The organism is Luteimonas panaciterrae (genome assembly GCF_020511115.1).
In the GTDB taxonomy this organism is placed as follows: domain Bacteria; phylum Pseudomonadota; class Gammaproteobacteria; order Xanthomonadales; family Xanthomonadaceae; genus Luteimonas; species Luteimonas panaciterrae.
This window is the reverse complement of record NZ_JAJAVH010000004.1, coordinates 134,501-148,444: the sequence shown is the minus strand read 5'-3', so window position 1 is coordinate 148,444 and position 13,944 is coordinate 134,501. Positions and strand designations below refer to the sequence as shown.

Annotated in this window: 16 protein-coding genes; 11 read left to right on the top strand and 5 right to left on the bottom strand. The window is 64.7% G+C overall.

Going from position 1 to position 13,944, the window contains the following annotated elements; genetic code table 11:
- Positions 1-155 precede the first annotated feature (155 nt).
- Positions 156-842, bottom strand: coding sequence for a (d)CMP kinase (gene cmk, locus LG367_RS05545; protein ID WP_226468234.1), 687 nt, complete (start codon positions 840-842; stop codon positions 156-158).
- A gap of 151 nt (positions 843-993) precedes the next feature.
- On the opposite strand from cmk, the gene ykgO reads away from it, so the two are divergent.
- Positions 994-1,119 carry a type B 50S ribosomal protein L36 gene (gene ykgO, locus LG367_RS05540; protein ID WP_010342887.1) on the top strand — a complete coding sequence of 42 codons (126 nt, stop codon included), beginning with the start codon at positions 994-996 and terminating at the stop codon, positions 1,117-1,119.
- Positions 1,120-1,212: 93 nt separating this feature from the next.
- Here ykgO and LG367_RS05535 read toward each other — a convergent pair whose 3' ends face one another.
- Positions 1,213-1,539, bottom strand: a complete 327-nt coding sequence (locus tag LG367_RS05535; protein WP_226468233.1) for a hypothetical protein — start codon at positions 1,537-1,539, stop codon at positions 1,213-1,215.
- 254 nt (positions 1,540-1,793) lie between these two features.
- Between LG367_RS05535 and LG367_RS05530 the strand changes: the two genes are divergently transcribed.
- From LG367_RS05530 to LG367_RS05500, 7 genes are all read left to right on the top strand, one after another.
- A complete protein-coding gene (locus LG367_RS05530) occupies positions 1,794-2,144 on the top strand; it encodes a hypothetical protein (protein ID WP_226468232.1) in 351 nt (116 codons plus the stop codon).
- Between the two features lie 197 nt (positions 2,145-2,341).
- Positions 2,342-3,394, top strand: a complete 1,053-nt coding sequence (locus tag LG367_RS05525) for an agmatine deiminase family protein (protein WP_226468615.1) — start codon at positions 2,342-2,344, stop codon at positions 3,392-3,394.
- Between the two features lie 90 nt (positions 3,395-3,484).
- Positions 3,485-4,369 carry a carbon-nitrogen hydrolase gene (locus tag LG367_RS05520; RefSeq protein WP_226468231.1) on the top strand — a complete coding sequence of 295 codons (885 nt, stop codon included), beginning with the start codon at positions 3,485-3,487 and terminating at the stop codon, positions 4,367-4,369.
- Position 4,370: 1 nt separating this feature from the next.
- Entirely contained in the window at positions 4,371-4,943 is a 573-nt protein-coding gene (locus tag LG367_RS05515; protein WP_226468230.1) for a GNAT family N-acetyltransferase, read from the top strand.
- Positions 4,944-5,137: 194 nt separating this feature from the next.
- The gene (locus LG367_RS05510; RefSeq protein ID WP_226468229.1) at positions 5,138-5,764 is read left to right on the top strand and encodes a TetR/AcrR family transcriptional regulator; all 627 of its coding nucleotides are present in this window, start codon (positions 5,138-5,140) and stop codon (positions 5,762-5,764) included.
- A 199-nt stretch (positions 5,765-5,963) separates the two neighbouring features.
- Entirely contained in the window at positions 5,964-6,878 is a 915-nt protein-coding gene (locus tag LG367_RS05505; protein WP_226468228.1) for an alpha/beta hydrolase, read from the top strand.
- A 236-nt stretch (positions 6,879-7,114) separates the two neighbouring features.
- Positions 7,115-8,353 carry a TraB/GumN family protein gene (locus LG367_RS05500; RefSeq protein WP_226468227.1) on the top strand — a complete coding sequence of 413 codons (1,239 nt, stop codon included), beginning with the start codon at positions 7,115-7,117 and terminating at the stop codon, positions 8,351-8,353.
- Between the two features lie 30 nt (positions 8,354-8,383).
- Here LG367_RS05500 and LG367_RS05495 read toward each other — a convergent pair whose 3' ends face one another.
- Positions 8,384-8,803, bottom strand: coding sequence for an MAPEG family protein (locus tag LG367_RS05495; RefSeq protein ID WP_226468226.1), 420 nt, complete (start codon positions 8,801-8,803; stop codon positions 8,384-8,386).
- Between the two features lie 77 nt (positions 8,804-8,880).
- A complete protein-coding gene (gene soxR, locus LG367_RS05490) occupies positions 8,881-9,321 on the bottom strand; it encodes a redox-sensitive transcriptional activator SoxR (RefSeq protein WP_226468614.1) in 441 nt (146 codons plus the stop codon).
- Positions 9,322-9,478: 157 nt separating this feature from the next.
- Between soxR and LG367_RS05485 the strand changes: the two genes are divergently transcribed.
- The 3 genes from LG367_RS05485 to LG367_RS05475 are packed head-to-tail and all read left to right on the top strand — an operon-like array spanning position 9,479 to position 10,712.
- Positions 9,479-10,024 (top strand): NADPH-dependent FMN reductase, encoded by a 546-nt coding sequence (locus LG367_RS05485; RefSeq protein ID WP_226468225.1) that lies wholly within the window; start codon positions 9,479-9,481, stop codon positions 10,022-10,024.
- Positions 10,025-10,071: 47 nt separating this feature from the next.
- Positions 10,072-10,308 carry a hypothetical protein gene (locus tag LG367_RS05480; RefSeq protein WP_226468224.1) on the top strand — a complete coding sequence of 79 codons (237 nt, stop codon included), beginning with the start codon at positions 10,072-10,074 and terminating at the stop codon, positions 10,306-10,308.
- A complete protein-coding gene (locus LG367_RS05475; protein ID WP_226468223.1) occupies positions 10,305-10,712 on the top strand; it encodes an antibiotic biosynthesis monooxygenase family protein in 408 nt (135 codons plus the stop codon). The genes LG367_RS05480 and LG367_RS05475 overlap by 4 nt, the downstream gene beginning before the upstream one ends.
- 3 nt (positions 10,713-10,715) lie before the next feature.
- Here the strand turns inward: LG367_RS05475 and LG367_RS05470 are convergent, their stop codons facing one another.
- Positions 10,716-13,820: an efflux RND transporter permease subunit gene (locus tag LG367_RS05470; RefSeq protein ID WP_226468222.1), complete on the bottom strand. Its 3,105-nt coding sequence runs from the start codon at positions 13,818-13,820 to the stop codon at positions 10,716-10,718.
- Between the last annotated feature and the right edge of the window lie 124 nt (positions 13,821-13,944).

Here is a 13,944-nt window from a genome sequence, read left to right as displayed (position 1 = left end):
GCGTATGGCCGTGAGTGTTGTGGTTGGAAAGGAAAATCCGCACGGCTCGCGCCATGCGGGACTCGTTCTGCTGCGCGCGAATTCCAGATGCCGGTTTCGTCGTCTCCACCCTTTCCTTCATCGGGACGAGAGAGACGCCGTGGTCGCGATCACACTTACGCTTCGACCAGAGCCAGCACCTGCTTGACGACGGCTTCGATGCCGAGGCCGGTGGTGTCGATGCGGACGGCGTCTTCGGCCGGTCGCAATGGCGCCACCGCGCGATTGGCATCGCGGGCGTCGCGGGCGAGAATCTCGCGCAGCAGACCGTCCAATGTAACCGAAACCCCCTTGTCTTTCAACTGTTTATAGCGTCTTTCCGCCCTTTCCTCTGCACTGGCGGTGAGAAAGACCTTGAACGGCGCATCGGGGAAGATGACGGTGCCCATGTCGCGCCCATCGGCCACCAGGCCCGGCGGACGGCGGAAGGCGCGCTGGCGGTCCTTCAGGGCGGCGCGGACCTCCGGGATGGCGGCGATGGCCGAGGCAGCGGCGCCGGCGGTCTCGGTGCGCAGTTCGTCGGTGGCGTCGTGGCCGTTGATCAGCACCCGCAGCTCGCCGTCGGGGTCGTCGCGGAAGCCGATTTCGGTGTCGAAGGTGCAGCGGACCAGGGCGCCGGCGTCGTCGAGGTCGAGGTCGGCCCATCCCGCCGCCACCCCCACCGCCCGGTACAGGGCGCCCGAATCCAGGTAATGCCACCCCAATCGCTGGGCGACCGCGCGGCTGATGGTGCCCTTGCCCGAGCCGGAGGGACCGTCGATGGTCAGCACGGGCGGCGGCAATCCAGTGGTGTCTGCGGTCATCGTTTCGCCCCGGTGGTTTGGACCATTGTAGCCGGGCCGCGCGACTTGCTCATGCAAGCGCTTGAATCGCGTAGAGATTACCGGCTAGAATAGCGGGCTTGCATTTGTTCCAACTCCAGTTTCTCCTTAACCTGTTTCCTGAGGCTCTGTCATGAAGGTCCTGTCCTCCCTGAAATCGGCGAAGGCCCGTCACCGCGACTGCAAAGTCGTCCGTCGCCGTGGCAAGGTCTTCGTGATCTGCAAGTCCAACCCGCGTTTCAAGGCGCGCCAGCGCTGAGGTTTTCTCCTCGGCCATGCCGAGGCAAACGCGAGATGCAAAAAGGCTGCGGAAACGCGGCCTTTTTGTTTTGCCCCTTCGACAACCAGGCGTTCAATCAGCAAAGGCGGCAAGCCCAAGGCCTCTGCTCACCGCGCCCTCGAGGACGCCGCGCACCACCTCGAACGCAGCAAGCGCCTGCCGATCCCCACGCGATTCATGCGCATTCGCCAGGAAGGTCTCCAGCAATATCACGACCTGCGCGGGTTTCAGCAACGAATCCTGGAAATACTGGAGATCGGCGCCTGCCTGTCGGCTCTTCTCGAACAGGGCGGCAAGCAAACGATGCGCCTCGAGATCAAGAGAGCCGGCAAGTTCCAGGTGACCAGGGTCCTCGGGCATGACCGTGACGGAGGCGCCCACGTAGTAGATGTCCAGCATGTTTCGGTCTGTCCGGTAGGCGAGAGGTTTTAACGGTTCCGACTTCGTTGATGGTCGCGCAGGAACGCTTGCACTTCCGCCGGGACGTCAGCCTAGGCCAGAAGTGCCGCTTGCTGGTCAGGGCATGGCCGATCGTGGAACGATCGCTGCGCGTGACAACGCGCACACCCTCGCCTCTCAACCTGTGTCGCCGTCGCGCCGATCTGCTACAAGGCAGACGCGAATCCATCCGTCTCGACCAGGGGAGTCCGGTCATGTCGTTGCGCCCGTCGTTGCGCCTGTCGTCTTTTGCCTTGCTTTCCGCTCCATTGCTGCTCGCAGTCGCGGGGGCCGCGTCCGCGGACGTGCTGCTCGTCAATCGCGTCAAACAGGAGCAGCAGCTGCAGCTGCCCGCCCGTGGCACCAGCATGGCCGCGGTCCAGTCCCGGTTCGGCGCGCCGAGCGAGAAGCTCGAACCGCGCGGCGGCCAGAAGCGGAAATGGCCGACGATCCATCGCTGGAAATATCCGGCCTTCACGGTCTACTTCGAGAACAGCCACGTCATCGACGCGGTCGCCAACCAGGCGTCGCCGAACGAGACCGGCCCGAAGCCCGCGATCCGCTGAGCGGGGAAATCCTCTTCTGGAACCGGGCCGCACCCGTGGCGCGGTCATGCTCCCATGCCTGCACGGAAGGCAACGCGTCTGCGCGCGCGTCGCATTCGCGCACTGACTTTTCATAGAATTGCGCCCCTCATTTGAAGAGTCGACGCAACCGGCCGCATGACGCGGCCCGGTGCGCGGACGGCACCGGAACCCCCATGATTTCATCGAAACTGCGCTTCCTTGCGGAGTGGGAACCCCAATCCGCGGTGCTGATCGCATGGCCGCACGCCGGCACCGACTGGGCCGAGCGCCTGGGCGAGGTCGAGGAGACCTACATCGCGCTGGTGGCGGCGATCACCCGCTTCCAGGACGTGCTGATCTGTGTGGCTGACGACGACATCGAAGCCTACGCACGGGCGCGGCTGTCTTCGGCGCGGATCGACATGGCGCGCGTGACCTTCCTGCCGGTCGAATACGACGACACCTGGCTGCGCGATTCCGGCCCGATCACCCTGATCGAAGAAGGCCCTCGCGAGACCGGAGGCTTCCACCTGCTCGACTTCCGCTTCACGGGCTGGGGTGGCAAGTTCGAGGCGAGCCGCGACGATCTGCTGGTGCAGCGGCTCACCGAAGCTGGAACTTTCCTCAATAGTTATCGGCAAAACATTGATTTTGCTTTGGAGGGTGGCGCGATCGATACCGACGGCGACGGCACGCTGCTGAGCACCTGGCAATGCCTGCACGAGCGCCACCCGGAAGCCTCGCGCGAAGAACTGACCCGCAAGCTGTCCGGCTGGCTGGCGCAGGAGCGCGTGCTCTGGCTGGACCACGGCTATCTCGAAGGCGACGACACCGACGCCCACATCGACACCCTCGCCCGCTTCGCCGCGCAGGATGCGATCGTGTTCCAGGCCTGCGACGACCCGACCGATTCGCACTACGCGGAATTGGGCGCCATGGCCGCCGAGATCGCCGCGCTGCGTACCGTCGATGGCAAGCCCTACCGCCTGTTCCCGCTGCCTTGGGCGCAACCAATCGTCGACGAAAACCGACGTCTGGCAGCCAGTTACGCCAACTTCCTCATCATCAACGGAGCAGTGCTGATGCCCGCTTATGGCGATCCCGCCGACGCGGCCGCCGCCGACGTGCTGCGCCGGGCCTTCCCGGATCGCGAAATCGTGCAGGTGCCCTGCCGTCCATTGATCTGGCAGAACGGCAGCCTGCATTGCATCACCATGCAGTTGCCGCGCGGGCTGGTGCGAACAAGCTAGGGATTTGTTCGTTATTCCGGCTTTCGCCGGAATGACGAGCGATAGCGTCCCGCCACTACAATCATCCGCACTCGTACTACTCGACTCGTCATGAAGAAAACCACCCTGCCCGTCGCCCTGATCCAGGAGCGCAACCACGGCGACGCCGAGGCCAATCTCGCCGTCATCGAGCAGCGCGTGGCCGAGGCCGCCGCGCAAGGCGCGAAGCTGGTGCTGCTGCAGGAACTGCACAACGGCGCGTACTTCTGCCAGCACGAGTCGGTGCAGGAATTCGACCGCGCCGAGCCGATCCCCGGCCCCAGCACCGAGCGGCTGAGCAAGCTGGCGAAGCAGCATCGCGTCGTGCTGGTCAGTTCGCTGTTCGAGCGCCGCGCCGCCGGCCTGTACCACAACACGGCCGTGGTCTTCGACGCCGACGGCAGCACCGCCGGCAAGTACCGCAAGATGCACATCCCGGACGACCCGGGTTTCTACGAGAAGTTCTACTTCACGCCCGGCGATCTCGGCTTCAATCCGATCGACACCTCGGTCGGCCGCCTCGGCGTGCTGGTGTGCTGGGACCAGTGGTATCCGGAAGGCGCGCGATTGATGGCGCTGGCCGGCGCGGAACTGCTGCTCTATCCCACCGCCATCGGCTGGGATCCCGACGATGCGCAGGACGAGAAGAACCGCCAGCGCGACGCCTGGGTGTTGAGCCATCGCGGCCACGCCGTCGCCAACGGTCTGCCGGTGCTGTCCTGCAATCGCGTGGGGCATGAGCCGTCGCCGCTTGGTGCTTCCGGCATCCAGTTCTGGGGCAACAGCCATGTGCTCGGGCCACAGGGCGAATTCCTCGCCGAGGCCGGTACCGATCCGACGATCCTGCTGTGCGAAGTCGATCTTGGCCGCAGCGAACACGTGCGCCGCATCTGGCCGTTCCTGCGCGATCGTCGCATCGATGCCTACGACGACCTACTCAAGCGATATCGTGACTAGCATGTCGACGTCGGCGGCTTTCTCCGGTCAACTGCGGCTGCGCGCCGCGGCCGAAGAGGATTTGCCGGCGATCACCGCCCTGTACGCCCGCGAGGTGCGCGAGAACGTCGCCACCTACGAATACGACGAACCGGACGAAACCGAGATGCGCCGCCGCTGGCGCGCAATCGTCGACCAGAGCTATCCCTACCTCGTCGCCGAGTTCGACGGCGCCTTCGCCGGCTATGCCTACGCCAGCAGCTACCGCACGCGCATCGGCTACCGCTGGACCGTCGAGGACACCGTCTACGTCGCCCACGACCTCCACGGCCGCGGCGTCGGCCGCGCCTTGCTGCAACGACTGATCGAGGACTGCACGGCGCTCGGGTTCCGGCAGATGGTCGCGGTGATCGGCGACGGCAGCAATGTCGCCTCGGTGGTGCTGCACGAGCGCCTGGGTTTCAGCGTCGCCGGCGTGTTCCGCGGCATCGGGCGCAAGCACGGGCGCTGGCTGGATACGGTGCAGATGCTGCGGCCGCTCGGGAATGGCGATCAGGATCAGACCCCGGATCCGAACGTTCCCGGATTGACTTAGCGATCATGGAATCGACGGCGCATCGGTCGATACAGGCACAAAAATAGATTTCACGTACTACTTTAAATATCAGATGTAATCTTGATTTTTATATATCTATCAATTAGATATTTTCACTTATCAATCCTTACTGATAGAAATATTCAGCCGACAAACGGCCAAGCATGAACGAACGATCGTGCTAATCTCTTCGCATGCCCGTCCTTACCGCCACCCAGAAAGGCGCCACCACCCGCGAAGCGATCATCGATCGCGCCTACGACATCGCTTGTGACTCGGGCTTGGAAGGACTGTCGATCGGCCCCCTCGCCCAGGCCGTGGGCATGTCCAAGAGCGGCGTCTTCGCCCACTTCGGCTCCCGCGAGGATCTGCAGCTGGCCGTCCTCGACGTGGCGGTGGAACGCTTCACCGCCCATGTCCTGATGCCGGCGCTGAAGGCGCCGCGCGGCTTGCAGCGTCTGCAGGCCATCCTGCTCTACTGGTTCGATTGGGTCCGGCACGTCAACCATCGTGGCGGCTGCGTGTTCGCGGCGGCGGCGGTCGAGTACGACGACCGGCCCGGCCCCTTGCGCGATCGTCTGATCCAGCACGACAACCTGTGGCGGGCGCAACTCGCCCGGGCCGTGCAAATGGCCGTCGACAGCGGCGAACTGCCCGCCGACACGGACCCCACGCAGATGGCCTTCGAACTCTTCGGACTGGCCCTCGCCGTCCACCACGATGCCGGACTTACCGGTGCCGCACCCGCCGTCGAAAGGGGCAAGCGCGGTCTCGACCGCCTCCTCGACGCGTACCGCTCTTCCGTCCCCTCCTCCTCCTGACCCCACGCCAAGGAGTTGCGCCATGCAAGTTGCTGTCGATAAAAATAGCACGATCGTTCGTAATATTTCTAGCGCTCCAAGATCGGCGAATGAACTGACGCCCGTCGAGACCACAGCCCCCACCCGCCAGCGCCCGACGACTTCCCCACCAAGCCGTCCCAATCTCCGACTGCGACTGATGCGCGCGGGCGTGCGGACGTTGAGCATCCTGGCACCCTCGCTGGCGGTGCGCGCGATCGACCGACTCTGGTTCACACCGATCCATGCGCCGCTGCGCCCGGAAGCGAAGGCATTCCTGCAGAGCGGCGAGCGCCTGCACTTTCAGGTACGGGGCCGCGACGTCGCGGGCTGGGCCTGGGGTGACGGCCCCACCGTCCTGCTGCTGCACGGCTGGGGCGGCCATTCTGGGCAGATGCAATCGCTGGCGGCGGCAGTGGTCGCCGCGGGCTATCGCGCCGTCGCCATCGACGGCCCGGGACACGGCGCGTCGCAGACCAGCCGTCCCGGCGACCGCAGATCGAGCTTCGTCGAGGTCGCGGAAGCCCTCCGCGAAGCCGCCGCCGCGCTGGTGCCCCGCTTCGGCCCCATTGCCGGCCTGATCGCGCATTCCGGCGGCTGCGCGGCCGTCGCCCTGGCGATCCGTGACGGCTGGCGCCCGCCATCGCGAATGGTCTTCCTCGCCCCCTTCGTGCATCCCGAGGCCTCGATGACGCCGTTCGGACGCATGCTCGGCGCCAGCCCGCGGGTGATGGCGGATTTCGCCCGCTATGTCGAACGCCGTTTCGACCGCGCCTGGCCCGAATTCGACGTCGCCGCGCTGCCTACCGTGCGCCCGGTGCCGCCGTTGTTGATCGTCCATGACCGCGACGACGCCGAAGTGTCCTACGCGGGCAGCCAGGACCTCGCCGCCGCCTGGCCGCAGGCGCGGCTGGTGACCACCACGGAATTCGGCCATCGCAGGCTGCTGCGCGAGGAAGCCGTGGTCGCGCAGGCGGTCGCTTTCGTAACCCAGGCGGCACCGGCGCTGATGAAAACCGCCGAACCGCACCGCTCCACGCCCGCGGACGCGCGCGACGAACTCGATCGGGATTTCGACACCGCCGGGATTTGCTGAAATCCCCGGCCGGACGCGCCCGCCTGCTCGCCGCGCGGGCGGGCACGGACCGTCCCGGAAAATTCCGCTACCATGCCGCGACGGCGCCGAGAGGCGCCGTCGGTTTTCATGCGCGGATGAAGGAGCACGCTGCAAAACGGCGAACTTCCGCCCCGCGACGGATGGCGACAGGAACTCGGCCACAGCCTCGCCACTCTACGCATACGCACTCGCCGATTCATTGAAGGACGCTGCATTTGCAAACCACCGCTCCGACCGCCCCCGCTCCCCAGGCCAGCTGGCAGGACCAGCCGCATGCCATCGTCGAACGCGACGGCGTCCGCTATACCCTGCTCGGCACCGCGCACGTGTCGAAGGAAAGCGTCGCTGCCGTGCGCGCGGCGATCGCGGATGGGGATCCGGACGGTGCCCCCTTCGACGCAGTCGCGGTGGAACTCGATGCGCAACGCCTGCAGGCGCTGAGCGATCCGGAGGCGCTGGCCAAGCTCGATCTGGTCAAGGTGATCCGCGAAGGCAAGGCGGCCCTGTTCGCCGCCAATCTCGGCCTGGCCGCCTATCAGCGTCGCCTGGCCGAACAACTCGGCATCGAACCCGGCGCCGAACTGAAAGCCGCCGCCTTCGACGCGCGCGAACGCAGCCTGCCTATGCATCTGATCGACCGCGATGTCGGCATCACCTTCAAGCGCATCTCCGCCAAGCTCGGCTTCTGGGGGCGCATCAAGCTCGGCAGCGGTCTCGTTGCCGGATTGTTCGTCGACGAGGAAGTCGGCGAGCAGGAAATCGAGAAGCTCAAGCAGGGCGACATGCTCGAATCGAGCTTCGGCGAATTCGCCAAGGAAAGCCCGGCCCTGTACGCGACGCTGATCGACGAGCGCGATCAGTACATGGCCGCGCGCCTGCGCCAGAGCGCGGGTGAATCACGCAACGTACTGGCTGTGATCGGCGCGGGACATCTGCAGGGGCTGGCGCGCTATCTGCGCGAGGATGCGCGCAATCCGGCCGCGCTGTGCACAGAACTCGAATTCGTGCGCAAGAAGCGCAAGATTCCGTGGATCACGCTGATCATCACCGCTCTGGTGCTCGGTGGCATCGCCTGGGGCTTCTGGCGCGGCGGTTTCAATGTCGGCGCCGACCTGTTGCTGCAATGGGTGCTGTTCATGTCGGGTGGCGCGGCCATCGGCTGCATCGCGGCGCGTGGACATCCGCTCGGCATCCTGGTCGCGGCGTTGACCGCGCCGCTGAAACCATTCCGGCCAGGCATTCCGCCCGGCATGCTCAGCGCGCTGATCGAAGCGCATTTCCGCAAGCCGGCCTATGGCGACTTCCTCGCCCTGCGCGACGACGCGCAGACAGTGCGCGGCTGGTACCGCAATCGTGTCTCGCGCGTGGTGCTGAACTTCATGCTCACCAATCTCGGCAGCGGCATTGGTTTCTGGCTTGCTGGCGCGCGAATCATCGGCAAGCTGTTCCATTAGGAGCAGTAGACGGAACCAAGGAGAAGCAGTTCACTTCCCCATGTTGGTGACCAGCAAGATCCAGAGCGCGACCAGAGCCACATTGCTCAGCGCGAAGAACGCCAGGCGATGTACGACATTGTTGTACGTCAGGTGTATCAGGCTATGCACTGATCGCAATGCCACGTACGCCCATGCCAATCCCACGGCCACGGGGGTGACTGCCTGCGTGACGAACATGACCAGGCACCCCACGTAGAACAGCAACGGCAGCTCCAGCAGATTCATGTAATTCCGGTTGGGAATGCAGACCGCGGGCGGAACGCTTCCGGATTCCCCAAACTTGAAATCGTCCGCAACAACCTGCTTGCGGATGACGGCCCTGAAGCGCTGGTACGGAATCAGCAGAAGCACGATGAAAGTCAACGCCGCCATGGCGATGACCGGATACAGGATCGCGATCTGATTCATTTCATGATCTCCGCTCTGCAAGGAATCGGGCGATCAGCGAAGCTGTCACCCGCTCGAATGTATCGTCGGACCGCACTTCAATCTTCCGGGTCCAGCAACCGCGGCCCCGGCCCTTCCTTCGACAATTTGTCGAGCGGATTGCGCAGCGGACATTCCTTCAGCGTCAGGCAACCACAACCGATGCAGCCATCGAGCTGATCGCGCAAATGCGTGAGGCGTGCGATGCGATCGTCCAGATCGGCCTTCCATCGCGCCGATAATTTTCGCCAGTCCGACGCGGTAGGCACGCGGTTCTGCGGCAGGCTGTCCAGGGCCTCCCTGATCGTATTCAGAGGGATCCCAAGCCGCTGCGCGGCCTTGATCACCGCCACGCGACGCAGCGTTTCACGCTTGTAACGACGTTGGTTTCCGGCGCTGCGCCAGCTCTGGATCAACCCCTTGGTTTCGTAGAAATGCAGCGCGGAAACAGCGACTCCGCTGCGTTCGGCCAACTCGCCCACGCTCAGTTCGACGTGCATGCCTTTCGGCAGCGGTGGTGGCGATTCGTTCATGGCAACCCTTGACCTAAAGCTAAGTTGAGGTTTTACGCTTGATCGGAGTCATCCGCAACCTGGATCACTCCAAGCGCCGCCACAAACGCGACCGTTCCCTTCCCCACCCCCATCGGAGACATCGATGCCGCAAGACAAGATCCGCCTCGCCCTCATCCTCGGCAGCACGCGCGAAGGCCGTTTCTGCGACACCGTGGCGCGCTGGGTCGAGGCCAGGATCGAGGACTACGGCGGATTCGCCATCGACATCATCGATCCCGCGCATGAGGACCCGGCGCATGCGATCGCCGCGCGACTGCACGCGGCCGATGCGTTCGTGATCGTCACGCCCGAATACAACCACGGTTATCCGGCGCCGTTGAAGGCGTTGATCGATACCGTCGGGCAACCGTGGCAGGCGAAGCCCGTGGCATTCGTCAGCTACGGCGGCATGTCGGGCGGTTTGCGCGCGGTCGAGCAGTTGCGGCAGGTCTTCGCCGAATTGCATGCGGTGACCATGCGCGATTGCGTCTGCTTCGCCAACGCCTGGCGATTGTTCGACGGCAACGGCGCGCTGCACGACCCGGAAGCATCCCAGGCCGCGATGCGCACGCTGCTGGCGCGTTTGTGCTGGTGGTCGCTGGCGTTGCGACACGCGCGCCACGACACGCCCTACGCGGATGCCGCATGACATCGATGGCGCGTTTGCGTCCGTCATCGAAACAAAGGAGCCGCTCCATGATCCACCCCAACCTCATCCGCGACGTCGCGATCACGTTGGACAGAGCACCGTTCGATTGCCTGATGTCCGGCAAGCAAAGAGTACCGATCGGAGAGCAGCCCTGGCTCGAAGTCCTGATGGGCATCCTCGCGCTGGGCACGCCGCTCTTCCTGCGCTCGAACGAAAACGGCGAGACCCGACTGGCCAGATTGCGCATCCGCGACGGCGAATTGTTCCTGGAGACCACGACATGATCGAAGACGATGACGAGACAGAAGAAATCCCCAACGGCCCGGTGGTGTTGATCGACACGTTCCTGCCGAAACCGGGGCGGCGCGAGGAATTCCTGAGGCTGCAAGTCGCCGAAACGCAACGCCTGCGCCACGAAGCCGCCCGCTACGGCTGGCGCGGCAACCGCATCTACCGCTCGCACGACGGTGAGGCGGTCGTCGTCGTCACCGCGTTCGACTCCGTGCAGGGAAAGACGGAATGGGCGCGCAGCGAAACCTTCGCCGAGCATCTGCGCCGTCTCGACCCGCTGCTGGAACATTCGCTCTCGCGCGCTTGCGAGCCGGTAGCCGGCACCGGCGAACTCGATGTGGAGGCTTCGCCACGGACCGCGACGGCGCAGGCATCCGAGCAGCTGCGCCTGTCCTGATCCCTACTCCGCCTTGACCGCCGCCACCGCAGCCGCCACAGCGGCCGCGGGCGCGCCGCCGCCGCGCGCCCGCTTGAAGACGCGCGTGACACCGTTGCTGAGATCGTCCAGCATCGCGTAGATGGTCGGCAGGAACAGCAGGCTCACCATCGTGGAGAACGCCAGTCCGCCCGCGATCGCGCGCGCCATCGGGAAGTAGGAAATCTCGTCGCTCTTCCCTTTCGCCAGTGCGATCGGGACCATCGCCAGGATCGCGGTGCCCATCGTCATCAGGATCGGCCGCAATCGCTCCTTGCTGCCCGCCACCAGCGCTTCGGTGCGCGTCATGCCTCGTCGGCGATGGTTGTTGATGTGCTCCACCATCACGATGCCGTTGTTCACCACCACGCCCATCAGTACCAGGATGCCGATGAAGGCCATGATGTTGAACTCGGTGCCGGTGATCCAGAACAGCCAGAACACGCCGAACACGGAGAACACCACGCCGCTCATGATCGCCGACGGGAACAGCAGCGATTCGAATACCGCCGCCATCACGATGTAGATCATGACCATGGCGATGAGCACGTTGAAGAACATCTGCTGCGTCATCTCGCTTTCATCGAAGAAGTTCGCGCTCTGGAAGGTGTAGCTATAGCCGGCCGGGAACGCGACGCTCTTGAGCGTGTCCTCCATCGCCTTGCGCGCTTCCGGCATGGTGACCTTGTCGGGCAGCTGCGCGGTCAGCGTCAGCGTGGTCTGGCGGTTGAGACGCTGGATCTCCGTCGAGGACGGCTTGACGTCGGTGTTCACCATCGACAGCAGTGGCACACTGCGGCCGTCAGGCGCGCGCACGCTGAACGCCGCGAGGTCTTCCACCCGGAATTTCTCGGCGCCCGCGAAACGCACCCACACCGGCACCTCGGTGTCGCCGCGGCGGAAATCCGGCAGCTTGGCACCGCGCAGCGCCAACCCGACGAAAGTCGATACCTGCTCGGCGCTGAAGCCGAACGCGGCCGCGCGATCACGATCGACCTGCACGGACAGTTCGCTATCCTGATCGCCGGCATTCACACGCACATCGCGCAGTTCCTTGCGGCGTTCCAGGATCGGCACCAGATCGACCGCCAATTCGGCCAGGGTCTTGGTCGAATCGCCGACCAGATGCACCTCGATGCGCTGGCTCTGCGGACCGCCGCCACCATCGTCCTGGTTGCCGACGACGACCGTGGCGCGCGCCGATTTCGGCACCTCCTTGCTGATCTGGTCGATGAAAGGCTTGAAGTCGCCCTTGTAGTTCTCGTCGAAGGTGACGCGGGTATTGGCCTGCCCTTCCTCGCTGTACCAGGAATACACCTGACTGATGTGGAAGCGCTTGCGGTTGGTTTCCAGATAATGCTCGACGCGCAGGATTTCGTCGGACATCTGCTCCTTGGTATAGCCGCCCTTCCACTGGTAGTTCACCCAGGTCTCGTTGCCCTGGTCGCCACCGAACATGTTCTTCTTCGTCCACATGATCGGCCCAATGCTGATCGCGACGATCAGCGCGATGCCGAGCAGACTCCAGCCGCGATGCTCCAGCGTCCAGCGCAGTACGCGCGCGTAGCGCCCTTGCAGGCGATGGATCAGGCCGCTGGCCTGGTTGACCGCCGGTGGTGTCTTCAGCCGCGCGGAAATCATTGGGATCAGGCTGATCGCCACCAGCCACGACGCCAGCAGCGAGACCGAGATCGTCACCGCGATCTGCGACAGATACACCGCGAGCACGTTGCGCTCGCCGAACAGTGTGGGCACGAACACGATGCAGTGGCACAGCGTGCCCGCCGACAGCGCGATCGCCACGTGCCGCGTGCCCAGGATCGAGGCCAGGCGCGGCTGGCCCGGCAGCTTCTCGCGCTCTTGGTAGATGCTCTCCACCACCACGACGGCGTTGTCCACCAGCATGCCAACCGCGAGCAACAGGCCCATCATCGACAGCACGTTCAAGGTGACGCCGGCGAAGTACATGAAACCGAGCGTCATCACGAAGCAGATCGGGATCGCCAGCGTCACCATCAGCGTCGACGGCCAGTGGCGCAGGAAGATGTAGAGCACGATCACCGACAGCAGCAGGCCGATGCCGCCCGCTTCGGCCAGTTCGGTCAGCGAGCTGGTGACGGATTTGCCCTGGTTGTCGAGGATCTTGGTCTGGATCCCGCGCATGGACGGTTCCTGGCGGATCTCGTCGACCTGCTCCAGCACGCGCCTCGACACCTCGACCAGATTGGCGCTGCGCTCCTTGAAGACGTCGATGCCGACCGCGGGATGACCATCGAGGCGGCGTCCGTAATTCATGCGCTGCGGTTTCAGCCGCACGTCCGCGATGTCGCCCAGGCGCACGCCCTTGTCGTTGACGACCAGATCGCGCAGCTGTTGCAGGTCGGTCAGCGTGCCGACCGGCTGCACGCGCAGGCGCCGGCCGCTGTCGTCGATCTCGCCCGCGGATACAGAGAAGTTCACCGTCTGCAGCCGCTGCGTCAGATCGTTGAGCACGATGCCGTGCGCTTCCATGCGGTCGGGATCGATGGCGATCTCGACCTCGTTCGGCGGCGCGCCGCTGATGTCCACGCGCGCCACGCCGGGAATGCGCTCGATGCGGCGCTTGAACTGGCGATCCAGCAGATCGTAAGCGTCGGAAAGATTCTGGCTGCCGCTAGCCAGACGCACGCCGACCACGGGCCGGTCGCTGTTGTCCCAGTTGCCGACGATGTAACGCTGCAGCTCGTCGGGCAGATCGTCGCGGATCGCATCGATGCGCTGACGCGCCTCCGAAGCGGCAACGGCGACATCACGCTCCCAGTCGCTGAACATCACCATGATGTTGGCACCGTCGGCACGCGCGCTGCCCTGTGTGCTCTTGATGCCGGGCATGGTCGACAACGCTTCCTCGACCGGGCGCAGGATCATGCGCTCGACTTCCTCCGGCGTGGAGCCCGTGTACGGCAGCTGCACGAAGATCACCGGGAAGTTCGCTTCCGGCATCTCCTCCAGCGGCAGACGGAAGGCGGCGATCAGGCCGACCACCACCATCGACACGAAGAACATGATCGTGGTGACAGGGCGTTTGATGCTGAATTCGGCGATGCTCATATGGCCGGACAACTACCTTTATTGGTGAACGTGCTGCCATCCATGGCGAAACAACTACATCTTCCGATCGTCCGGCCCGGCCCTCCATGGCCGGGCGTTCGAGCCCACAGCCGATGCCGATAGG

Bases quoted from the DNA above. Each gene is read 5' to 3' on its own strand.
- LG367_RS05530 (WP_226468232.1), top strand. From the start codon at position 1,794: ATGTCGTTGCGCCCGTCGTTGCGCCTGTCGTCTTTTGCCTTGCTTTCC.
- LG367_RS05485 (WP_226468225.1), top strand. From the start codon at position 9,479: ATGCCGCAAGACAAGATCCGCCTCGCCCTCATCCTCGGCAGCACGCGC.
- ykgO (WP_010342887.1), top strand. From the start codon at position 994: ATGAAGGTCCTGTCCTCCCTGAAATCGGCGAAGGCCCGTCACCGCGAC.
- LG367_RS05495 (WP_226468226.1), bottom strand. From the start codon at position 8,803: ATGAATCAGATCGCGATCCTGTATCCGGTCATCGCCATGGCGGCGTTG.
- LG367_RS05515 (WP_226468230.1), top strand. From the start codon at position 4,371: ATGTCGACGTCGGCGGCTTTCTCCGGTCAACTGCGGCTGCGCGCCGCG.
- LG367_RS05520 (WP_226468231.1), top strand. From the start codon at position 3,485: ATGAAGAAAACCACCCTGCCCGTCGCCCTGATCCAGGAGCGCAACCAC.
- LG367_RS05470 (WP_226468222.1), bottom strand. From the start codon at position 13,820: ATGAGCATCGCCGAATTCAGCATCAAACGCCCTGTCACCACGATCATG.
- soxR (WP_226468614.1), bottom strand. From the start codon at position 9,321: ATGCACGTCGAACTGAGCGTGGGCGAGTTGGCCGAACGCAGCGGAGTC.
- LG367_RS05535 (WP_226468233.1), bottom strand. From the start codon at position 1,539: ATGCTGGACATCTACTACGTGGGCGCCTCCGTCACGGTCATGCCCGAG.
- LG367_RS05480 (WP_226468224.1), top strand. From the start codon at position 10,072: ATGATCCACCCCAACCTCATCCGCGACGTCGCGATCACGTTGGACAGA.
- cmk (WP_226468234.1), bottom strand. From the start codon at position 842: ATGACCGCAGACACCACTGGATTGCCGCCGCCCGTGCTGACCATCGAC.
- LG367_RS05510 (WP_226468229.1), top strand. From the start codon at position 5,138: ATGCCCGTCCTTACCGCCACCCAGAAAGGCGCCACCACCCGCGAAGCG.
- LG367_RS05475 (WP_226468223.1), top strand. From the start codon at position 10,305: ATGATCGAAGACGATGACGAGACAGAAGAAATCCCCAACGGCCCGGTG.